This is a genomic window from Pseudaeromonas aegiceratis (assembly GCF_046254905.1).
GTDB classification, from domain to species: domain Bacteria; phylum Pseudomonadota; class Gammaproteobacteria; order Enterobacterales; family Aeromonadaceae; genus Pseudaeromonas; species Pseudaeromonas aegiceratis.
This window is the reverse complement of sequence record NZ_CP158016.1, coordinates 145,706-167,575: the sequence shown is the minus strand read 5'-3', so window position 1 is coordinate 167,575 and position 21,870 is coordinate 145,706. Positions and strand designations below refer to the sequence as shown.

Below are 21,870 nucleotides of genomic sequence, written 5' to 3'. Positions count from 1 at the left end.
GAGTCGTATTTGTACCTGTTCGAGAGCCTTAAATCGCTGATCGCCACCTATCTGCCCGCCGACCAGGTGGCGCGGGTGGAACAGGCCTATGTGGTGGCCCGCGATGCCCACGAGGGGCAGGCCCGCTCCAGCGGCGAGCCCTACATCACCCACCCGGTGGCCGTCACCCGCATCCTGGCGGAGATGCGCCTGGATCACGAGACCCTGACGGCGGCCCTGCTGCACGATGTCATCGAGGATACCCCGGTGACCAAGGAGCAGTTGGCGGCCCAGTTCGGCGAGGCGGTGGCGGAGCTGGTGTACGGCGTCTCCAAGCTGGACAAGCTCAAGTTCCGCGACCACAAGGAAGCTCAGGTCGAGAACTTCCGCAAGATGGTGATGGCCATGGTGCAGGACATCCGCGTCATCCTCATCAAACTGGCGGACCGCACCCACAACATGCGTACCCTGGGCTCGTTGCGGCCGGACAAGCGTCGGCGCATCGCCCGGGAGACCCTGGAGATCTTCGCCCCCATCGCCAACCGCCTGGGCATCCACAGCATCAAGACCGAGCTCGAAGAGCTGGGCTTCGAGGCCCTCTACCCCATGCGCTCCCGGGTGCTGCGGGAGTCGGTCAAGCGGGCGCGGGGCAACCGCAAGCAGATCATCAACGCCATCCATGACGAGATCCGCGGCCGCCTGCTGGAGGCCCACATCCCGGTGGAGGTGAAGGGGCGGGAGAAGAACCTCTACTCCATCTACATCAAGATGAAGAAGAAGGAGCTGCAGTTCCACGAGGTGATGGACATCTACGCCTTCCGGGTCATAGTGCAGGACATCGACACCTGCTACCGGGTGCTGGGCCAGATGCACAGCCTGTACAAGCCGCGGCCCGGTCGCTTCAAGGATTACATCGCCATCCCCAAGACCAACGGCTACCAGTCGTTGCACACCTCCCTGGTGGGCCCCCACGGGGTGCCGGTGGAGGTGCAGATCCGCACCGAATACATGGATCAGATGGCGGACAAGGGGGTCGCGGCCCACTGGGCCTACAAGCAGGACGGCGACACCTCGGGCACCACGGCCCAGGTGCGGGCCCAGCGCTGGATGCGCAGCCTGCTGGAGCTGCAGCAAAGCGCCGGCAACTCCTTCGAATTTATCGAGAGCGTCAAGACCGACCTGTTCCCCGACGAGATCTACGTCTTCACCCCGGAGGGCCGCATCCTGGAGCTGCCCACCGGCGCCACCCCGGTGGACTTCGCCTACGCGGTGCACACCGACATTGGCCACGCCTGCGTCGGCGCCCGGGTGGATCGCCAGCCCTATCCCTTAAGCCGCGCCCTGGCCTCCGGCCAGACGGTGGAGATCATCACGGCCCCCGGCGCCCGGCCCAACGCCGCCTGGCTCAACTTCATCGTCACCTCCAAGGCCCGCACCAAGATCCGCCAGTTCCTCAAGAACCTGCGCACCGAGGAGTCGGTGGTGCTGGGCCGCCGCCTGCTGAGCCATGCCCTGGGCAGCAAGAAGCTCGAAGAGGTGGCACCGGAGAACCTGAAGAAGGTGCTGGACGATACCCGGCACGACAGCCTGGAAGGCCTGCTGGCGGATATCGGCCTGGGCAACGCCATGAGCGTGGTGATCGCCCGCCGCCTGCTGGGCAACGTCGACGAGCTGAACACGGAGACGGCGCCCCAGCCGACCCCGGCCCCCAACCTGCGCAAGATGGCCATCCGTGGCGCGGACGGCATGCTGGTGACCTTCGCCAACTGCTGCCGCCCCATCCCGGGCGACCCCATCATTGCCCACATCAGCCCGGGCAAGGGGCTGGTGGTGCACCAGGAGACCTGCCGCAACATCCGCAACTACAGCCGCGAGCCGGACAAGTACCTGCCGGTGCAGTGGGATACCGAGGTGGCCTACGAGCAGGAGTTCCGCACCGGCATCCAGATCGAGGTGGTGAACCATCAGGGGGTGCTGGCCCAGCTGGCCAACACCATCGCCGCCACCGGTGCCAACATCCACAGCATCAGCACCGAGGAGAAGGACGCCCGCGTCTATCAGGTGAATCTGCTGATCACCACCAAGAACCGCGTCCACCTGGCCAACATCATGCGCAAGATCCGGGTCATGCCGGATGTGCTGCGGGTCAGCCGCAGCCGCCACTAGCCATAAGGGAACACCTATGACCCCAGAACGCCTCGCCCGCATCCGTCAGATGCTGGCCATGCGCCAGCCCGATCTCACCGTCTGCCTGGAGGAGGTGCACAAGCCCCACAACCTGGCGGCCATCGTCCGCACCGCCGATGCGGTGGGGGTGCATGAGGTGCATGCGGTCTGGCCCCGCAGCAACATCGCCAAGCGCAAGGGCACGGCCCGGGGCAGCCAGAACTGGGTGGGGGTCAATCTGCATCCGGATATCGACACCGCGGTGGGCCAGCTCAAGGCCCAGGGCATGCAGATCCTGGCCACCCACCTGTCCGACACCGCGGTGGATTTCCGCCGCATCGACTACACCCGCCCCACCGCCATCCTGCTGGGCCAGGAGAAGCAGGGCATCACCCCCCAGGCCCAGGCCCTGGCGGATCAGCACATCATCATTCCCATGGTGGGCATGGTGCAGTCGTTGAATGTGTCGGTGGCCGCCGCCGCCATCCTCTACGAGGCCCAGCGCCAGCGGGAACTGGCCGGCCTGTATGGCCGCGGCTGCCTGCTGAGCGCGGAGGAGCAGAACCGCATCCTGTTCGAAGGCGGTCACCCCATCTTCGCCAAGATCTGCCAGCGCAAGGGGCTGCCCTATCCCCAGCTGGGGGCGGACGGCGAGATATTGGCAGACGAAGACTGGTGGCAGAAGGTGCAGATGAGCAAGGCCGCCTGGAGCCACCTGGACGACGAGGACGAGGGCCTGCTGCTGTAAAGCGGCACCATCTCACTGACGGCCCCCATTGATGCCCCTATAATATGGGCCTCTTTGACTCCTAGCGTGGCCGATCATGACCTCCAGAATCCTGCTGGGCCTGCTGGCCCTGTTCTTCAGCCTGAGGCTCTTTGCCGTGGACAATCCCTACCAGCTCACCACAGAGGCCCAGCTACCCCAGTTGACGCCGCAACTGGCTGACTTCTGGCAGCAGCACGCCCAGACCGGCCGCCTGACCGGGGTGGGCGGCGTCCAGCTGGCCTACGCCGTGCTGCGCCATCCCAACAGCAAGGGCAGCATACTGGTGGTGAACGGCCGCACCGAGAGTCTGCTGAAGTACCAGGCCACCGCCTACGATCTCTACCAGCAGGGCTACAGCGTCTACCTGTACGACCATCGCGGCCAGGGTCTCTCGGACCGCCTGCTGCGGGATCACGACAAGGGCCACGTGGACCAGTTCGATGACTATGTCGGTGACCTGCGCACCGTGATGGAACAGCTGGTGCTGCCGGACAGCCCGACCCACCTCAAGCTGCTGGCCCACTCCATGGGCGGCGCCATCGCCCTGCGTTACCTGGCACGCTGGCCGGACGAATTCGAGGCGGTGGCCCTGGTCTCCCCCATGCTGGGCATCCGCCTGGCCCCCCTGCCGGATTGGCTGGCCAACCTGCTGACCCGGTTGCTGGACTGGCTGTATGGCCTGTTCGGTGCCGAGTCGCCCTATGCCCCGGGCACCGGCCCCTACGCGCGGGTGGCCTTCCCCGGCAACGAGCTGAGCCAGAGCCCGCTGCGCTACGGCCTGTTCCGGGATCTGTACGATCGGCGGCCCCAGCTGCGGCTCGGCGGCCCCACGGTGCGCTGGATTTACCAGTCCCTGGCCGCCGCCAAGCTGGCCACCGACAGCGGCAGCAGCTCCCGGGTGCCCCTGCTGCTGATCCAGGCCGGCGCCGACAGCGTGGTGACCCCGGCACCGCAAAACCGCTTCTGCGACCTGCGCCAACAGGCCGGGCATCCCTGTGACGGCGGCCACCCCCTGGTGATCCCCGGCGCCTGGCACGATCTGTTCAACGAGGCGGATGCCTACCGGCTGCCCACCCTCACCGCCGTGCTGGATTTCTTTTCGAAATAAATTTCACTTTCGAACGAAGGCCGCGCTTCTCCAGCGCGGCTGTTTTGGTTATTATTTGCCCGCCGTCACAATTTCCGAGGTCTGAATGTATAAAGTCGTCGTTTCCGATCTGGATGGAACCCTCCTCAACAAGCAGCACCAAGTCTCTGCCCGGACCCGCGAGACCCTGCACGCCCTGGTCAAACGGGGCATCAAGTTCATGGTCGCCACCGGTCGTCACCATGTGGATGTCCAAGGCATCCGCGACACCCTGGGGCTGGATATCTTCCTCATCACCGCCAATGGCGCCGTGGTCCATGACAAGCAGGACAACTGCATCTACAACCAGAGCCTGCCGGTGGCGCTGGCCCAGCAGGTGGTGGAGCTGCCCCGTCACGAAGACATCCGCATCAACATCTATCAGGGCGACCGCTGGCTGGTGGCCCAGGAGAGCCCGGAGCTGCTGGCCTGCCATAGAGAGTCCGGCTTCCGCTATCAGGTGGTGGATCCCCTCGCGGTGGACAAGCAGAACATCAACAAGATCTTCTTCAACGCCGCGACCCATGAGGAGCTTCTGCCCCTGGAGGCCAGCCTGCTGAGCCAGTTTGGCGAGCAGCTGACCATTACCTTCGCCTCCGCCGACAGCCTGGAGGTGATGCCCAAGGGCGTCAACAAGGGCAATGCGGTGCAGGCGGTGCTGCAACAGAACGGATTTAGCCTGGACGAGACCATCGCCTTCGGCGACGGCATGAACGATCTGGAGATGCTGAGCCTGGTGGGCCGCGGCGTGGTGATGGGCAACGCCCATGACCGTCTGGTGAAGGCGCTGCCGGACCATGAGCGCACCCTGAGTTCAGACGAGGACGGGGTGGCCCGCTATCTGGAACGGCTGTTTGGCTGATTTTGCCACCTGAGGCCTGTCAATTGGTCTCAATCCAGTCTTAAACTAATGGGCAACCAAGCAAATCAAGGAGTTGCCCATGCGTTTCCTGCCCCTGGCCGGCAGCCTGGCCCTGCTGCTGACCGCCTGCAGCCACCAGCCAACCCCAGCCCCTGAGCATCAGGCCGGCGATATCACCCCCGCTACGTCCCAGGAGACCCGCGCCCCCGCCGGCGTGGCCCTGCTGCGCGGCACCCTCAGTTGGCAAGGTGGCGAGACGCGCTTCTCCCCCTGTGGCAGCCAGCAACAGTGGCAACTGCTGGCCGATGGCAGCCTGACCCAGGCCTGGCAGGCCATGGGCCAGCCGGAGAGCGCCTATGTGGAGCTGTACGGTAACCTGACCCTGGGGGACAGTCGCGACAGCCCCCTGCGCCTGACCAGCAAACGCCTCAACCGGCTAAGCGCCGCCAATCTCCCCCAGTCCTGTACCGAAACGGCAGCGGACAGCCGCCTGATCCTGGCGGGCGAACAGCCGGCGCCCTGGGCCTTCCGGCTCAGCGGCAACAGCGGCGTCTTCACCAGCGATGGCCTGAGCCGCACCCTGCAACTCAAGGAGCAGCAGGGCCAGACCACGGGGGCCCAGCAGATGACGCTGATGGCCACCGATGGCCAGCAAGCCACCCTGGTCCTGACCCCAGGCCTGTGCACCACGGACGGCGGCCAGCAGGCCTGGGGCTGGCAGGCCAGCCTGAGCCTGGAGGGCGGCGAGCCGGCCTACCAGGGCTGTGCCCGCCAGGGCCACCTGCTGGCGCAGCTGCAACCGCCCCTGCAATGGCGTGGTCACTGGGAACTGATGCGGGCGGATCTGGCCCTGACCCTGACCCCCCACTACGAGAGCACCCTGCTGCTGGTGCGGCAACAGGGTCCCCAGGTGCTGTATGAGGGGGCCTGGCAGCCCACCGCCGACGGCCTGACGGTGCTGTTCAACCGGCGCAACGACATGGGGGTGCGGGAGGCCATCCCCTTCCGCCTGCAGAGCAATCACCTCACCGCCGATTACCGGCTGCTCAACGGCGGCCAGGTGGACTTCGATAGCCCCTTAAGCCTGGTGCCCGGCACCCTGGGATCCGTGACGCCCAAGCCCGCCGCGGCGGACACGCCTACGGCCGCCCCGCTTCCCCCCAGCCTGAGCGCCGCCAGCACGGCGGATCCCCAGGTGGAGCAGGCCCTGCGGGATTACTTCGTCATGAGCCGCAGCGATCCCCACCAGGCCAGCTACCGCTACGGCCTGCTGGATCTCAACGGCGATGGCCGGCCCGAGGCCCTGGTGCAGATGAACTGGTGCAGCGGCGGCCAATGCGTCTGGCTCATCTTCCAGGGGCAGTCCCAGGGTTACCGCTTCGCCGCCCGCATCGAGGCGCTGGCCGCGCCCTTCTACGTGGCCAGCCATACCCAGCGGGGTTGGCATGATCTGCTGGCACCGGGCAGTGCCGGCTCCTGGGTGCAGTTGAGTCATGACGGCATCAGCTACCCGGTGCGCACCCAGGGCGCACCCCTGGCGCCGGCCAGCCTGTTGGAGGGGGCCACCCAGGTGAGCTTCGGCCAGGGGGCCTGGCGCCACCTGCCCTGAGCCGGGTTAGTTGCCGACGGCGTCCACCCGGATCTTGAGATCGGACTGGGGGGCGCCCCGGGTCAGCACCGCCACCCGTTCGGTATTGATGAAGCGCAGTCGGTTGCCGTCTTCGATGCGCGCCTGCAGGGCATAGCTCATGCGCCCGTCGATCCGCGCCGGATCATAGTGCAGCTCGAAGGCCAGGGGCGCCGGGTGATCGGCACCCAGGGTCTGGCTGGCCAGCACGGTGGCCTTGGCATCGGCGCGGGAGACATCCAGCAGCTGCACCGTCACCACGGCGCTGGGGGGCAAGGCGATGCGCTGCCGATACCAGACCTCGCCCCGGATCACGCCGGACCAGGGCGTCGCCGCCTCGGTTGCATGCGCCGCGGAGCCGGCCTCGGCGACCGGGGTGGCAGTCTCCTGCGCGGCAGAGACGGCCTCCGGCTGGGCCGCCGGTGCGGCCGGTGCCTGGGCTTGGGTGTCGTTATCGGGCTGGCAGCCCAGCAGGGCCAACAGGCAGGCGCTCAGCAGCAGTGGGGAACGGGACATGGCTTCTCCTCGTCTGGATCCATGAGTGTCCCGCCACCATAGCACAGGCAATCTTGGTTCACATGAAGCTAGGCTGAACCCAGATCATGAGTCCGTCACGCAACTGACAAGACAGCGTCACACCCCGGAGGCAGCCTGAATGCCGGTTCTCGGCATCTCGGAGCGTCACCATGATCAGCGTCGATTCCCTGCTGCGCCAGTACCTGCCGGCGCAATCCCACTGGCAATGGCTGCGGGCCCTGCTGCGCCGCCTGCTGTACGAAAATGACTTCCAGCAATTTGGCCGGGACTATCCCCACCTCAAGGGGCTGGATTTCATCGAACAGGTGCTCACCTACTTCGACTTCGGCTGCGACGTGTCGGAGAGCGAGCTGGAACACATCCCTAGCCAAGGCCCCCTGGTGCTGGTGGCCAATCACCCCATCGGCACCCTGGACGGCATGGCCCTGCTCAAGGTGGTGGCCCGGGTGCGGCCGGATGTGAAGATCATGGCCAACCAGATGCTCAGCCACGTGGAAGCCATGACCTCCCTACTGTTCCCGGTGGATGTGCTGGGCAGCGGCAGCAACCGCCAGCAGATCCTGGCGATGCAGGAGCACCTGGCGGCGGGCAAGGCGCTGATCGTCTTCCCCGCCGGCGAGGTCTCCCGCCTGCGGCCCCATGGGGTGCGGGACGGCCGCTGGCGCACCGGCTTCCTGCGCCTGGCGGACAAGGCCAAGGCACCCATAGTGCCGCTGTTTATCCGGGGGCGGAACTCGCCGCTGTTTTACTTAAGCTCCATGGTGTTCAAGCCCCTCTCCACCCTGCTGCTCATCCGCGAGATGTTCGCCCACCGCTGCGGCCGCATCCGCCTGCGCATCGGCCCCTGCATCCCCTACGGCGCCTGGCAGCAAGACGCGCTGCCGCTGCCCAAGCTGGCGGGACGCTTCCGCCAGCACCTCTACCGGTTGGGCAAGGGCAAGCCGGGGCTGTTCCGCACCCAGGCCCCCATCGCCCTGGCCGAAGACCGTCAGCGGCTCAAGCAGGCCCTGGCCGCGTGCGAGCGGTTGGGCCAGACCCATGACGGCAAGCAGATCCTGCTCTACCGCCGCCAGGGGGAGGCCCATGCCCCCATACTGCGGGAGCTGGGTCGGCTGCGGGAGATTGCCTTTCGCGCCGTGGGGGAGGGCAGCGGCCGCCGCCGGGATCTGGATCAGTACGATGACGACTATTTCCACCTGGTGCTCTGGGATCCGGAGGCGCTGGAGATCGTCGGCGCCTACCGCTTCATTCCCACTGCCGGACAACTGGCCGGCAAGGGGGTGGGGGGCCTCTACAGCCACAGCCTGTTCGACTTCACCCCGGCCATGACCCAGGTGTTGGCGCAGGGTATCGAGCTGGGACGCAGCTTCATTCAACCCGCCTACTGGGGCCGTCGCAGCCTGGATTACCTGTGGCAGGGCATAGGTGCCTTCCTGGCCCGTCACCCGGAATACCGCTACCTGTTCGGCCCTGTGTCGCTCTCCGCCAGCCTGCCGGAGCCGGCCCGCCAGCTGCTGCTGGCCTTCTACCGTCGCCACTTCCCGGCCCACAGGCCCATGGCCTACTCCCGCCGCCCCTGTCCGCCCTGTCCCGCCGCCCTGATGGCGCTGTTTAGCGGTGACTATCAGGCGGATCTGGCCCAGCTCAAGGCCCGGCTGGAGGAGATGGACTGCGCCATCCCCACCCTCTACAAGCAGTACTCCGAGCTGTGCCATCCCGGCGGGGTGCAGTTCCTGGACTTTGGCGAGGATCCGGCCTTCGGCCACTGCATCGACGGCCTGGTGCTGGTGGACTTGGACGCCCTCAAGCCCAACAAGCAGCAGCGCTACATCGGCATGCACCTGAGCAAGCCGGCCGCCGCCTGATTAGGCGCTGGGGTAGTGGATGAGGTTGTGAAAGCGCGCCGGCATGGGGCCCACGTTGCGGTAACCGTGGGGCTGGTCGGCGGCAAAGCGTAGCGCCGTACCGGGCGCCACCGGCTGCCAGGCGCCCGCCAGCCAGATCTCCACCCCGGCGCTCAGGGGCAGTATGTCCTCCACCACCCCGGCCAGGTGCGGCACGGAGCGGTACTCGCAGCCCATCGGCAACTCCACCAGCAGACACTCGCAGCCCAGGGGGCCGTCATACGGCAGCAGTGTGGTGACCGCCACCCCCTCCCCCAGCAGACGCACCTCGCCCTGCACCGCCGGCTCGGGCAGATCCCCCAGCAGGCTGGAGAAGGAGCAGGCCAGCCCGGCGGCGATCTTCCACAGGGTGACGACTGTGGGGCTCGACTCCCCCCGCTCTATCTGCCCCAGCATGGCCTTGCTGACCCCGCAGGCGCCGGCCAGCCGATCCAGGCTCCAGCCCTGGGCGGTGCGCAGCTGGCGCAGGCGATCGCCGATGCGCTGATTGAGTTCGGGCAGGGCGGCTTGGCTCATGGCGTCTCCTAAAAAAACACATTGTGCGCTATAGCGCACGGGCGGGGTTTGCGCCTATTATGCGCTATAACGCACAACTGGCCCAAGCCCGGAGGCCGCCATGTTTTCCCTGATCCGTTCCCTGCGCCTGCACCATGTCAGCAGCGGCCTGGTGGCCGTGCTGGTGGGCTACACCAGCTCCGCCGCCCTCATCTTCCAAGCCGCCCAACAGGCCGGCGCCAGCCCGGCCCAGCTGGGTTCCTGGCTGGGCGCCCTGGGGCTGGGCACCGGCCTCACCACCCTGGGGCTGTCGCTGCGCTATCGCACCCCCATACTCACCGCCTGGTCCACCCCGGGGGCGGCCCTGCTCATCAGCAGCCTGGCGGGCCTCTCCCTGGCCGAGGCGGTGGGGGCCTTCATCGTCAGCTCCGCCCTCATCACCCTGGTGGGCTTCAGCGGCCTGTTCGCCCGCCTGATGCATAGGCTGCCCCAGTCCCTGGCGGCAGCCATGCTGGGGGGCGTGCTGCTGGGCTTCTGTCTGGAACTGTTTCGCGCCCTGCCCCAGGCCCCTTGGCTGGTGGGCAGCATGCTGCTGGGCTACTGGCTGCTCAAGCCCCGCCTGCCACGCTACGCCATCGGCCTGGTGCTGCTCATCGGTCTGGCGGTGGCCCTGGGCCAGGGGGATCTGAATGGTGCCGAGCTGACGCTGGGCGGCCTGCACCTGGAGTGGGTCAGCCCGGCCTTCAGCTGGCACGCCTGTCTGGGGGTGGCCCTGCCGCTGTTTCTGGTGACCATGAGCTCGCAGAACCTGCCGGGGCTGGCCACCCTGCACGCTCACGGCTACCGGCCGCCGGTGTCACCGCTCATCGGCTGGACCGGGCTGGCGGGCCTGCTGCTGGCGCCCTTCGGCGGCTTCGCCCTCAACCTGGCGGCCATTACCGCCGCTTTGTGCATGGGCAAGGAGGCCGATCCCGAGCCGAACCGCCGCTATCTGGCCGCCTGCTGCGCCGGGGTCTTCTATCTGCTCACCGCCCTGCTGGGCAGCACTGTGGCCAGCCTGTTTGCCCTGCTGCCCCATGAACTCATCGTGGCCATCGCCGGTCTGGCCCTGCTGGGCACCCTGGGGGGCAGCCTCAAGCAGGCGTTGGAGGTGGAATCCGAGCGGGAGGCGGCCCTCATCACCTTGCTGGTGACCGCCGCCGGGGTGAGTTTCTTTGGCATCGGCGCCCCCTTCTGGGGACTGCTGGCCGGGGTGCTGACCGGCCTGTGCGCCAAGCGCGGCTGGCTGCCGCGCCTGACGCGGGCCCGTGCGGCTCAGGCGAGCTGACCGGTGAGGGGCTATAAAGCAAGGGGCGCCCCGGCTTACTCCGATGCGTCAGACGCCTGCCGGCGGGCCAGCCGGGCCAGCGCCTCGGCCTCCACGGACTGGATCTCGTCCAGCACGGCGGCTAAGTCCACCGCCTGGGTGGGCTCGGCAAACTGGCCGGTCAACCGCACCTGTTCGGTGAGATCGCCCGCCTCATAGTGGGCCCAGATCTCCTGGGCGTAACGGCTGCCCCGTAGCTCGGGGGCGAACTGGCCATAGAATTGACTCAGGTTATCCACATCCCGTATCAGCATGTCCTTGGCGTGGTTGTTGGCGGCGGCGTGCACCACCTGAGGTAGATCGATGATCACCGGGCCCACGGCATCCCGCAACACATTGAATTCCGATAGATCGCCATGCACCAGGCCGGCACAGAGCATCCGCACCACATGGTTCATCAGGGTGGCATGATCCTGACGGGCCTGCTCGGCCTCGAAGCTGAGATCGCTCAACCGCGGCGCGACCTGGCCGGCACCGTCGGTGATCAACTCCATCAGCAGCACGCCGTCGAAACAGCCGTAGGGCTGGGGCACCCGCACCCCCGCCGCCGCCAGCCGGTAGAGGGCATCCACCTCGGCGTGTTGCCAGTGGGATTCCTGCTGCTGCCGCCCAAACTTGGAGCCCTTCTCCATGGCCCGGGCGCTGCGACTGTTGCGCACCTTGCGCCCCTCCCGGTAATGCACCGCCTGCTTGAAACTGCGGGTAGCCACATCCTTGTAGACCTTGGCGCAGCGCAGCTGCTCACCGCAGCGCACCACGTAAACGTCGGCCTCTTTGCCGCTCTTGAGGCGGCGCACCACCTCGTCCACCAAACCGTCGTCCATCAGGGGTTGTAGGGGTAAGGGTGTTTTCATGCCGCCCGATCACCTCGTCGTTGGCCAATAAAATCCACTGAAGACCAAGCCACAGGGTTCATACAAACTGCCCCGCCACCCAGCCGGAGCTCCAGCACCACTGGAAGTTGAAGCCGCCCAGCCAGCCGGTGACGTCCATCACCTCACCGATGAAGTAGAGGCCGGGCACCGCCTTGGCCTCCATGGTCTTGGAGGAGAGGGCGTCGGTATCCACCCCGCCCAGGGTCACCTCGGCGGTGCGATAGCCCTCGGTGCCGTTGGGCAGCAGACGCCAGTCGGTGAGTAGCTGCACCAGCGCCGCCAGCTCGCCGTGACCGTATTGCCGCATGGGCTTATTGGCAACCCCGCTGCGCTCCAGCAACTTCTCCACCAGCCGCTTGGGCAGCAGACGGCCCAGGCAGGTCTTGAGTTCGGCGGCGCCGTGCTGCTGTTGCCAGTCCGCCAGCAGGGCGGACACGTCCTGCCCCGGCAACCAGTTGATCCGCACCGCTTGCCCCGCCTGCCAGTAGGAGGAGATCTGCAGCACCGCCGGCCCGGAGATGCCACGGTGGGTGAACAGCAGCGCCTCGGAGAACTGCTGGCCATCTTCGGCGGTGAGGATCACCGGCAGGCTGATGCCGGACAGTTCGGCGAAGTCGTCCTTGTCCTGGGTGTGCAGGGTGAAGGGCACCAGGCCCGCCCGGGTGGGCCGCACCGGCAGGCCGAACTGCTCCGCCAGCCGGTAGCCAAAGGGGGTGGCTCCCAGCTTGGGCAGCGACAGGCCGCCGGTGGCCACCACCAGCGACTGGCAGGTCAGCTCACCCCGGCTGGTGTGCAGCACGAACCGCTCCTCGTCTACCGCCCCCTGAGCCACCGACAAGATCTCGGTGCGCAGCTGAAGGGTGACGCCGGCCCAGTCGCACTCGGTCTGCAGCACCCGCACGATTTCCTTGGCGGAGTCGGTGCAGAACAGCTGGCCGTGATCCCGCTCCTCGTACTCCACGCCGTGGCGCTCCATAAGCTCGATGAAGTCCTGGGCCCGGTAGCGGGCCAGGGCGGACTTGGTGAAGTGGGGATTGGCACACAGGTAGGCATGGGGCCCGGCCAGGCGGTTGGTGAAGTTGCATCGGCCACCGCCACTGATGAGAATCTTGCGCCCCGGCTGCTTGGCGTTATCCAGCACCAGCACCCGGCGGCCACGGTAGCCGGCCTGGGCCGCGCACATGAGGCCGGCTGCCCCCGCCCCGATAATGATCACATCCCACCGCATAGCCGCTCCTGCCGTTTAAAAGGGCGCCATTGTACTGGGCCGGGCCGTCGCAGACAAAATCCGAGGCGGCGCAGACAAAACAAAGGGGAGCTGCTAGAGCGGCTCCCCAAACGTTTCAGCAAAGATGCTTGTTGAAATGGTGGGCGTCCTTGCAACACCCGAGACCAGCCTACCAGAGCCGACACGGCAGACAAGAGGCGGCGAGAAAAAAACCAATTTGGCCTGACCACCGGCCTGACACCTGAGTCACAAGTCTGTCAGCGGACCCTGCTATAGTGGAGCTGATGCGACTCAACGGAGAACTAGCATGTCTGACCTCTACCAACACATTCTCGTGGCCCTGGATCTGGATGAGGAACATACCCGGGTACTGGACAAGGCTGTCGCCCTGGCCCGCTGCCACCATGCCAAGCTGTCGGTGATCCACGTGGACATCAACCTGCAGGATCTCTACACCGAGATGATCGCCCTGGACATCGACACCATGCAGGACAAGGTGCTGGCGGATGCCAACGCGCGGCTGGACAAGGCCCTGGCGGGTACCGACTACCCCATAGAGAAGCGCCTGGTGATCTGCGGCGATCTCTGCAGCAAGGTCAACGAGGCGGTGAGCGAATACGGCATCGATCTGCTGGTCTGCGGCCACCGGCAGACCTTCTGGAGCCTGCTCACCTCCTCCGCCCGCCAGCTGATGAACAGCGTCTCCTGCGATCTGCTGGTGATGCCGTTGCCGGAGTGAGCCGACCCGGCGCACTTGCCCGGGCCGCTGGCTTGATCTGCCCCACAACATGGGCTTAATTAGAACAGCCCACAGGAGCAACAAGGAGACGCCGATGACAGGGTACAACGCAGGTACGGACGACGAGGAGTGGGATCAGGACGACGAACTCGAAGAGCAGGAGGAGCGCGACGATTGGGATGACGACGAGGACGATGACGACTTCTGGGAAGAGGACGAAGAGTTCGGCGGTGGTCTCGATTACGACGATGATGACGATGACGACGACGAGTACTAGGCGGTAACCCCTGCTCCGGCCCAACGGGCGTGTCTTGCGACGCGCCCGTTTATTTTTCACCGTAAAGTTAGGCAAAGGCGTTGGCTCAGCGTCGGCGTCGGCCGGAAAATGAGAGCGATCGTTCTCATTCAGGTTTTCTTCCTCCACATGACCACGGACTCCCGCCAGCAGGCCCGCCGCCGGCAGATACTGGACGCGGCCCGCCTCTGCTTCCGCCAACAGGGCTTCCACGGCACCGGCATGGCCCAGATTGCCCTGACCAGCCGCTTGAGCGTGGGACAGATCTACCGCAGCTTCCCCAGCAAGGACGCCATCATCGAAGCCCTGGTACTCGACCTGACCGCCCAGAAGATCACCGTCATCGGCCGGGAGGATCAGGCACTGACCAGGATCGCCCGTGAGCTGGCCTGGCGCACTCTGCCGGAATTGATGGATGAAGAGGATACGGATCGGGCCCTGTTCTTCGAGATCGCCGCCGAGGCCACCCGCAACCCGGTGGTGGCGCGCCTGCTGGAGGCGATGGATCACCGGCTGTTTACCGAAGCCTGCCGGTGGACCCGGCACCACTACCCCCAGCTGAGCGAGGAGGAAGTATCCGCCCGGGTGGAGCTGATGGCCGTACTCACCGAGGGGACCCTGTTCCGCCACCAGACCGCGCCCAAATACGATGCCGCGCGGCTCAATGCCCTCTATCTGCAGCTACTGCAGCAACTGTTTCCGGAGTCATGATGCGTGACCTAGTCTGTTTGCCCCAGACCCGCCTGGCCTATGCCCTGATACTGGGCGCCCTGGCCGCCCTGGGGCCCCTGTGCACCGATCTCTACCTGCCGGCCCTGCCGGACATAGCCCAGCAATTTACCGCCCCCACCTCGGTGGTCCAGCTGACCCTGACCGCCACCTTGCTGGGGCTCGGCGTGGGGCAACTGCTGTTCGGCCCCTTAAGCGACAGCCTGGGCCGCCGCCGCACCCTGTTGAGCTCGCTGGTGCTGTTTGTGGTGGCCTCCCTGGGCTGCACCCTGGCCACCGATATCCACCAACTGCTGGTGGCCCGCCTGCTGCAAGGCATCGCCGGCTCCGGCGGCATAGTGCTGTCCCGCGCCATCGCCCGGGATCTCTATCAGGGGCATGAGCTAACCCGCTTCTACGCCTTGCTGATGATGATCAACGGCGTGGCCCCCATCGGCGCCCCCGTGCTGGGCGGTGAGCTGCTGCGCCTCGTCGACTGGCGCGGCATCTTCGCCGTCCTGACCACCATCGTCCTCCTGTTGACCCTGGCCTCGACACTGCAGGTGCGGGAGACCCTGCCCCCCCAGCAGCGGACCCCCGGCGGCCTGCGGCAAACCCTGCAGCAAATCCGGCAACTGCTCACCCTGCGCCCCTTCATGGGGCTGTGCCTGGCCCAAGGCTTCACCATCGCCGGCATGTTTGCCTACATAGGTGCCTCCTCCTTCGTGCTGCAGCAGCTCTATGGCCTCACGCCGCAGCAATTCAGCCTCTGCTTCGCCGTCAATGGCATCGGGCTGATCCTCATGGCCCAGGTGGCCGCCCGGCTCAGCAACCAGCTGGGGGAGATCCATGTGCTGCAGGGGGGCCTCATCCTCGCCATGTCGGCCGCCAGTCTGCTGGTGCTGGCCGGACTGTGCCACGCCCCCCTGCCCCTGGTGCTGATCTGCCTGTTCTTCTCCGTGACGGTCAACAGCGTCATCGGCACCACATCTGTCTCCCGGGCCATGCAGGCCGTTTCGCCAGAGTCGGGGGGTGCCGCTTCCGCCCTGCTGGGACTGGCCATGTTCGCCCTGGGGGCCCTGAGCGTGCCCTTTACCGGACTGGGGGGGACCTCGATGCTGACCATGTCGCTGACCATCTTGGGCTGCTACGCCATCGCGGTGCTGTTGTATTGGCGGGTTCACGGCTGGCAAGGCCGGCGCGCACGGGGACGCTGAAATCCTTTGCATGCCCACCTGCCGTCTGCCGGCCTGGGGCATGAAAACGAATTCATTTAGAAATCAACCGTTTTCAGAAAAATAATGCTTGATCCACCTCACACTCTGGCTAATATCGAACGTGACAAAGGTCACAAAAACCAACGAGGTGCATCATGAAAAATCTGTATAAGAACCTGAGCAGTCTGCTGGCCCGCAAGGAAGAAAACGCCCGTCTGGCCCCGTCCACCCGCGAATACTTCTTCAGCTACCAGCGTTAATCCCCGCCTCATCCGTCAGGATGCCAAGGGGATCTTCACCCCGCCCTGCCTTCGGGCAGACCCCAATCCCAAGACCGGCCCCGGTAACGGGGCCCACTCTCCCGGCCTGACCTCACCCATGGTATAAGGGGCGCCTGTCCCTCGGCCCAGGTCCATCCCATGTCTACTGCCGATCGCCGCATCCCGGTCAGCCTCATCAGCGGCTTTCTGGGCGCTGGCAAGTCCACCCTGCTCAACCACTGGCTGCAGCAGCCGCAGCTGGCCCGCGCCGCCGTGCTGATCAACGAATACGGCCCCGTGGGGGTGGATCATCATCTGGTGCGCCCCCTGGACCACCAGCCGGTGCTGCTGGCCTCCGGCTGCATCTGCTGCACCCTGCAGGGCCCCCTGGTGGACACACTGCAGTCCCTGTTTCTCCAGGCGCTGCGCCGGCAGATCCCGCCGTTTGACCGCCTCATCATAGAGACCACAGGCCTGGCGGATCCCGCCGGGGTCATGTTCACCCTGCGCCGCTCGCCATTTCTGGCCGAACGCTATCGCTATGCCGGCCTGCTGACGGTGGTGGATGGCCAGTATGGCCTGGCACAGCTGGACACCGAGCCCGAGGCCCTCAAGCAGGCCGCCCTGGCCGATGCCCTGCTGATCAGCAAGCCCGACCTGTGCGGTGCCGATCAGTTGCAGGCCTTGACGCAACGCCTGGCCCAGATCAACCCGGGGGCCAGCTGCCAGACGGTACGGCATGGCCAGGCCGAGGTGGCGCTGTTGGCCCAGCTGAGCCCAGATCCGGCCAGCTCCCCCCTGCGCCTCAGGCGCTGGCTGCGGGTCAGCCCGGCGGTCGGTCTGCAACAGGACGCGGGCCAGGGTCATGGCGTCACCAGTTTCAGCCTGACCCTGCCGCCCCACTGGGGTCTGGCGGAGCTGCTGGCCGCCCTGGAACGGGTGCAACAGCGGCATGGCGAGGCGCTGTTGCGACTCAAGGGCCTGGTGCGCTTTGCCGGCGATACCCGGCCGACTGTGCTGCAGGCGGTGCACGGCACCCTCTACCCCCTGGCTCAGCTGGAACAGTGTCCGGCCGAACTGGCGGACAATCGGCTGGTGTTTCTGACCCGTCACCTCACCCAGGCCCAGCTGGCGGAGTGCTTCTTCGATCACAAATAGCGGCCTCTATTGAGACCTTACCTTGGCGGCGCGGTAGGATTCAGATGCTATATACAAGGGACGACCTGACCCGCTCTGCCGCCGGATAGCCATGCCTGATGTAAGAAAGAGGAATCATTCGAGACCTAAATTTGCTTGGTCGCCCCTGTTGTTTCGCCTGTTGACCCTGGGCATGGCACTATTCGGCCTCGAATGGCTCATAAATCGACTGGTGACGGATCCAATCTGGCACCTGTCATTGATGACAGGCAAGGATCTGCTGCTCCTGCTGCTGTGCGCCCGCCTCTGGTTGCCGAACGCCCAACGCCCCCCGGGGTCGGACGCCAACGCCCGCCCTCTGCCCTGGCTGCTGCTGGCACTCCTGTTGGCCACCCTGGCCCTGCTGCTACCGCCCTGGCTGGCCCGGCAACAGGCGCTCCCCCTGCAACAGGCCGCACGCCAGCAGGCCCAGGTCATCCAAGACTGGCTGGAGGCCCAGTGGGCCGCCGGTCGCCAGCTGAGCCAGGACGCGGCCCTCCTGCGCCAGCTGCAGGAGCCCACCAGACCCTTGGCGCACCGCTGGCATGAGCGGCTGACCAACCTGACCCGGGTGAACGATCTCCAAGGTGCCTGGCTGCTGGATCCCCGGGGGCGTCCCCTGGCGCAACAGGCGGCCCCCACCCCGGGTCCCCTGCCCAACCCGGCCTGGCTCACCCGGCAACCCCTCGCCCCCCTGATCGCCCCGCCAGATGGGCAGACCCCCTGTCTGGACCTCTTGCTGCCCCTCATCAGCGACACCGCCACCCTGAAGGGCTGGCTGGTGCTGCGCCTGGATCCCCAGCGTCGCCTGCTGGCCCAGCTCAATCCCCCCCAGGCTCCCTGGCGCACGGATCTGTTGCGCCTGCAGGCCGATGGCGTCGCGCCGTTGACGGCGACCGATGATTGGCTCGCCCCGGACGCCGCCCAACTGCTGCTGCAAGCGGTGCAACACAACCAGCTGGCCCAGACCCGCCTGCCCTGGCTGGCCTGGCAGCCCCTGGCGGTGCCCAGCTGGCTGCTGGTGGTGCATACCGATCCCCAGTCCCTGACCTATGGTCTGTGGCGCTGGCTTGGCCTGCTGCTGGCGGGTCTGATGCTGCTCAGCCTGCTGGCCAACGGCCTCTGGCCACCGGCACGCCGCGCCGGCCGGTTCGGCCTGGCGGCGCCACGGGATCCCGATAGCGAGCCCCTGCTGGCACACTTCTTCGACATGCCCTTCGTCGGTCTGGGCATAGGGACGCCTCAGCGCCAGCATTGGGACAGATACAATCAGAAGCTGTGCGACATGCTGGGCTATGACGGCCCCAGCCTGGCGAAGCTCAGCTGGGGGCAGGTCAGCCATCCCGAGGACTGGGCCCGGGAGGCGCCCTGGCTGCGCCAGGTGCTGGAAGAGGGGCTCGACAGCTACCGGCTGGAGAAACGCCTGTTGCACAAGGATGGCCACCTGATCCACACCAGCTTCGAGGTGAGACCCATTCGGGACGAGACGGGGCGGGTCACCCACCTGATGACCATGGTGGATGACATCAGCCAACGCCGGCAGACCGAGCAGGCGCTGCTGCGGCAGAAGGCCCTCTACAACACCCTGTCCCACACCAGTCAGATCATAGTCCGCACCACCCGACGGCAGGATCTGTTCGACCAGGTCTGCCGCATCCTGGTGGAACAAGGCGGCCTGCGCTTTGCCTGGATCGGCCTGTTCGGGGCGCAGACCCAAGGGGTGGACATCGTCGCCCACCACGGGATGGGCCACAGCTTCCTGGATGACCAGCCCTGCCAGCAGTGCTGGCAGGGGCCGCTGCAGCGGGTGCGCCAGAGCGGCCACCACTACCTGTGTAACAACTACCTGCAGGATCCCCTCACCCAACCCTGTCATGAACGGGCCCTGCTGGCCCAATTCCGCGCCGCCGCCCTACTGCCCCTCTTCGAGGACCGGCAGCTGATGGGCGTCATCAGCCTGTATGCCGATCAGGAGGGCTTCTTCACCCATGAGATGATGCAGACCCTGGACGAGATGGCCAACGATGTCTCCTTCGCCCTGGACAACCTGCTGCGGGAGGCCGAGCGCATGGAGGCCATCAGCGCCCTGCACAGCGCCAACCGGGTGGTGGAAGCCAGTCAGGTGGTGCTGCTGAGCCGCCGGGCCGAGCCCCAGCTGCCCATCAGCTATATCTCGGGTAACGTGCAGCGCTGGGGCTTCAGCCCCCAACAGCTGCTGAGCCACAGTCTGGACTTCGAGCACCTGATCCACCCGGAAGACCGACTGCGCGTCCGGGCTCAGCTGGCCCAGATATTGCGCACCCTGCCCAGCCACTTCCGCCTGGAATACCGGATCCTGACCCGAGACCAGGCGGTGCGCTGGGTGGAGGATCAGGGGCGCTTGCAGCAGGACAACCTGAGCCGCCCCCTGGCCTATGAGAGCGTGCTGGGGGACATCACGGAGCGCAAGCACACAGAGCTGGCGCTGCAGGAGAGCGAGCGGCTGTTCCATACCCTGGCCACCATGGCCCCCGTCGGCATCTTCCGCAGCAACGCCAGGGGGCGCCTCACCTACCTCAACGATAGAGCCGGCAGCCTCATCGGGCTGCCGCCCCAGCAGGTGCTGGACAATCACTACTGGTCGGCGGTGCACCGGGATGACAAGTTGCGGGTGCTGCGTCACTGGCGGCGGGCCATCCACCATGCGGTGCCGGCCCATCAGGATTTTCGCTTCGTCCAGCCCGATGGCCGGGTGCTGTGGGTCAGCGTGGCCACCGAGCCGGAGTTCGACGAACACCATCAGCTGCAGGGCTTTATCGGCACCCTGACCAACATCACCGCCCTGAAGGAGAACGAGCTGCGCCTGAGTCAGGCCAATGTGGTGTTCGACAACAGCCACGAGGGCATCATGATCACCGATGCCCAGGGCCGCATCCTGGCGGTCAACCCGGCCCTGATCGAACACCTGGGTTTCCCGGCCACCGAGCTGTTGGGCCGCACCCCCACCCTATTTGGCGTACAGGGCCAGGGACCCCAGTTCTTCGAGCTGGTGGATCAGGCCAGGGTCAACCAGAACCATTGGCGGGGCGAGGTGTGGAGCCGGCGCAAGGATGGCGAGCTCAGGCCCCAGCTGCTGAGCATCACTCTGATCCGGGATGAGCAGCAGCAGGTGATACAGAGCGTCTGCGTCTACACCGACATCTCCCAACTCAAGGCCTCCGAGGCCAAGCTGGAGTTCTTGGCGCACCACGATCCTCTCACGGGTCTGCCCAACCGCATCCTGATGCAGGATCGGCTGGAACTGGCCCTGCGGCGGGCCCGGCGGGAGCAGGAGCGCTTCGCCCTGCTGATGCTGGATCTGGATCGCTTCAAGAACGTCAACGACAGCTATGGCCACCCCATGGGGGATGCCCTGCTCAAGGAGATCGCCCAGCGGTTACGCGGTCGCCTGCGGCAAAGCGACGTCATCTCCCGCCAGGGGGGCGACGAATTCACCGTGCTGCTGGAGTCCAACCCTAGCCTCAATGAAGTCTCCCGCATCGCGGAGCAGCTGATCGAGCTGCTGCAGCAACCGGTGCGCCTGCCCAACGACCAGGAGGTGGTGGTGGGGGCCAGCATCGGCATCAGCCTGTTTCCTGAGTTCGGCCAGCATGCCGACGAGTTGCTGCGCCAGGCCGACAGCGCCCTGTATCGGGCCAAGGCCGAAGGCAAGGGCTGTTTCTGCTTCTTCTCCACCGAGCTGACCCAGGTGGCCCAGGAGCGGCTGGCCCTGGAGATGCGGCTGCGGCGCGCCATCGATCAGGAGGAGTTCTGCCTCTACTACCAACCCCAGCTGGAAATTTCCAGCCACCGGCTGGTGGGGGTCGAGGCCCTGATCCGCTGGCAGGATCCCCAGGGCGAGCTAATCTCCCCGGCCCAGTTCATCCCCCTGGCCGAGGAGACGGGCCTCATCAACCGCATCGGCGAATGGGTGCTGCGGGAAGCCTGCCGCCAGGGCCAACGCTGGCGCGAAGCCGGGCTGCCGCCCTTGACCCTGGCGGTCAACCTGTCGGCCCGCCAGCTGCGCCAACCCGGCCTGGGAGACAGCATTCGCCAGATCCTGGCCGAGACCGGCTTCCCGCCCCAGTTCCTGGAGCTGGAGCTGACCGAAAGCGCCCTGATCGAGCGGGAGAGCGAATGCATCCAGTTGCTGACCGAGCTGCAGGCCCTGGGCATCCAGCTGGCCATCGACGACTTCGGCACCGGCTACTCCTCCCTGGCCTACCTCAAACGCCTGCCCCTGAACATGCTCAAGATCGACAAGCAGTTCGTGGATGATTTGCCCCACCAGCGGGATGACACCGAGATCGCCAGCGCCATCGTCGCCATGGGCCATGCCCTGGGTCTGCGGGTGCTGGCCGAAGGGGTGGAAACCCCGGAGCAATTGGCCTTCCTGCGCCAGCTGGGCTGTGACCGACTGCAAGGTTATCTGCTCAGCCCACCGCTGCCGCCCTGCGCCTTCGAAGAAAAGATGCGAAGCTGGGTCCTGACTCCGGAGACGGAACTGCTATTGCGAGAGTGAT

The 21,870-nt window shown here is 66.3% G+C and carries 17 protein-coding genes; 13 read left to right on the top strand and 4 right to left on the bottom strand.

From position 1 onward, the window contains the following. Positions 1 to 9: 9 nt before the first annotated feature. From spoT to ABHF91_RS00760, 5 genes are all read left to right on the top strand, one after another. On the top strand, positions 10 to 2,145 hold the full coding sequence (gene spoT / locus ABHF91_RS00780; protein ID WP_409421609.1) for a bifunctional GTP diphosphokinase/guanosine-3',5'-bis pyrophosphate 3'-pyrophosphohydrolase: 2,136 nt from the start codon (positions 10 to 12) through the stop codon (positions 2,143 to 2,145). A 16-nt stretch (positions 2,146 to 2,161) separates the two neighbouring features. Beyond that, positions 2,162 to 2,893, top strand: coding sequence for a tRNA (guanosine(18)-2'-O)-methyltransferase TrmH (gene trmH / locus ABHF91_RS00775; protein WP_409421608.1), 732 nt, complete (start codon positions 2,162 to 2,164; stop codon positions 2,891 to 2,893). Between the two features lie 76 nt (positions 2,894 to 2,969). Next, positions 2,970 to 4,022: an alpha/beta fold hydrolase gene (locus ABHF91_RS00770; protein WP_409421607.1), complete on the top strand. Its 1,053-nt coding sequence runs from the start codon at positions 2,970 to 2,972 to the stop codon at positions 4,020 to 4,022. Between the two features lie 85 nt (positions 4,023 to 4,107). Next, positions 4,108 to 4,902 carry a Cof-type HAD-IIB family hydrolase gene (locus tag ABHF91_RS00765; protein WP_409421606.1) on the top strand — a complete coding sequence of 265 codons (795 nt, stop codon included), beginning with the start codon at positions 4,108 to 4,110 and terminating at the stop codon, positions 4,900 to 4,902. Between the two features lie 79 nt (positions 4,903 to 4,981). After that, positions 4,982 to 6,511, top strand: coding sequence for a hypothetical protein (locus ABHF91_RS00760; RefSeq protein WP_409421605.1), 1,530 nt, complete (start codon positions 4,982 to 4,984; stop codon positions 6,509 to 6,511). Positions 6,512 to 6,517: 6 nt separating this feature from the next. Here ABHF91_RS00760 and ABHF91_RS00755 read toward each other — a convergent pair whose 3' ends face one another. Then, the gene (locus ABHF91_RS00755) at positions 6,518 to 7,045 is read right to left on the bottom strand and encodes a YbaY family lipoprotein (protein WP_409421604.1); all 528 of its coding nucleotides are present in this window, start codon (positions 7,043 to 7,045) and stop codon (positions 6,518 to 6,520) included. A gap of 170 nt (positions 7,046 to 7,215) precedes the next feature. Here ABHF91_RS00755 and ABHF91_RS00750 point away from each other — a divergent pair, with 170 nt between their 5' ends. After that, positions 7,216 to 8,931, top strand: a complete 1,716-nt coding sequence (locus tag ABHF91_RS00750) for a lysophospholipid acyltransferase family protein (protein WP_409421603.1) — start codon at positions 7,216 to 7,218, stop codon at positions 8,929 to 8,931. On the opposite strand, the gene ABHF91_RS00745 is transcribed toward ABHF91_RS00750, so the two are convergent. Next, positions 8,932 to 9,486, bottom strand: coding sequence for a helix-turn-helix domain-containing protein (locus ABHF91_RS00745; protein ID WP_409421602.1), 555 nt, complete (start codon positions 9,484 to 9,486; stop codon positions 8,932 to 8,934). 100 nt (positions 9,487 to 9,586) lie between these two features. Between ABHF91_RS00745 and ABHF91_RS00740 the strand changes: the two genes are divergently transcribed. Beyond that, the gene (locus tag ABHF91_RS00740; RefSeq protein WP_409421601.1) at positions 9,587 to 10,792 is read left to right on the top strand and encodes a benzoate/H(+) symporter BenE family transporter; all 1,206 of its coding nucleotides are present in this window, start codon (positions 9,587 to 9,589) and stop codon (positions 10,790 to 10,792) included. Positions 10,793 to 10,827: 35 nt separating this feature from the next. Here the strand turns inward: ABHF91_RS00740 and ABHF91_RS00735 are convergent, their stop codons facing one another. Further along, the gene (locus ABHF91_RS00735; RefSeq protein ID WP_409421600.1) at positions 10,828 to 11,685 is read right to left on the bottom strand and encodes a PA4780 family RIO1-like protein kinase; all 858 of its coding nucleotides are present in this window, start codon (positions 11,683 to 11,685) and stop codon (positions 10,828 to 10,830) included. 58 nt (positions 11,686 to 11,743) lie between these two features. Then, positions 11,744 to 12,934, bottom strand: coding sequence for an NAD(P)/FAD-dependent oxidoreductase (locus ABHF91_RS00730; protein WP_409421599.1), 1,191 nt, complete (start codon positions 12,932 to 12,934; stop codon positions 11,744 to 11,746). 307 nt (positions 12,935 to 13,241) lie between these two features. Here ABHF91_RS00730 and ABHF91_RS00725 point away from each other — a divergent pair, with 307 nt between their 5' ends. The 6 genes from ABHF91_RS00725 to ABHF91_RS00700 all read left to right on the top strand — a co-directional run bounded on the left by ABHF91_RS00725 (position 13,242) and on the right by ABHF91_RS00700 (position 21,869). Further along, positions 13,242 to 13,673: a universal stress protein gene (locus tag ABHF91_RS00725; protein WP_409421598.1), complete on the top strand. Its 432-nt coding sequence runs from the start codon at positions 13,242 to 13,244 to the stop codon at positions 13,671 to 13,673. Positions 13,674 to 13,767: 94 nt separating this feature from the next. After that, complete coding sequence (locus ABHF91_RS00720; protein WP_409421597.1) at positions 13,768 to 13,950, top strand: hypothetical protein; 183 nt, start codon at positions 13,768 to 13,770, stop codon at positions 13,948 to 13,950. Between the two features lie 108 nt (positions 13,951 to 14,058). Next, positions 14,059 to 14,679 carry a TetR/AcrR family transcriptional regulator gene (locus ABHF91_RS00715; protein ID WP_409421596.1) on the top strand — a complete coding sequence of 207 codons (621 nt, stop codon included), beginning with the start codon at positions 14,059 to 14,061 and terminating at the stop codon, positions 14,677 to 14,679. Beyond that, positions 14,679 to 15,893: a multidrug effflux MFS transporter gene (locus ABHF91_RS00710; RefSeq protein WP_409421595.1), complete on the top strand. Its 1,215-nt coding sequence runs from the start codon at positions 14,679 to 14,681 to the stop codon at positions 15,891 to 15,893. Before ABHF91_RS00715 ends, ABHF91_RS00710 begins: the two co-directional genes overlap by 1 nt. Positions 15,894 to 16,312: 419 nt before the next feature. Continuing rightward, positions 16,313 to 17,311, top strand: a complete 999-nt coding sequence (locus tag ABHF91_RS00705; protein ID WP_409421594.1) for a CobW family GTP-binding protein — start codon at positions 16,313 to 16,315, stop codon at positions 17,309 to 17,311. Between the two features lie 148 nt (positions 17,312 to 17,459). Beyond that, the gene (locus ABHF91_RS00700) at positions 17,460 to 21,869 is read left to right on the top strand and encodes an EAL domain-containing protein (protein ID WP_409421593.1); all 4,410 of its coding nucleotides are present in this window, start codon (positions 17,460 to 17,462) and stop codon (positions 21,867 to 21,869) included. Position 21,870: the final 1 nt, after the last annotated feature.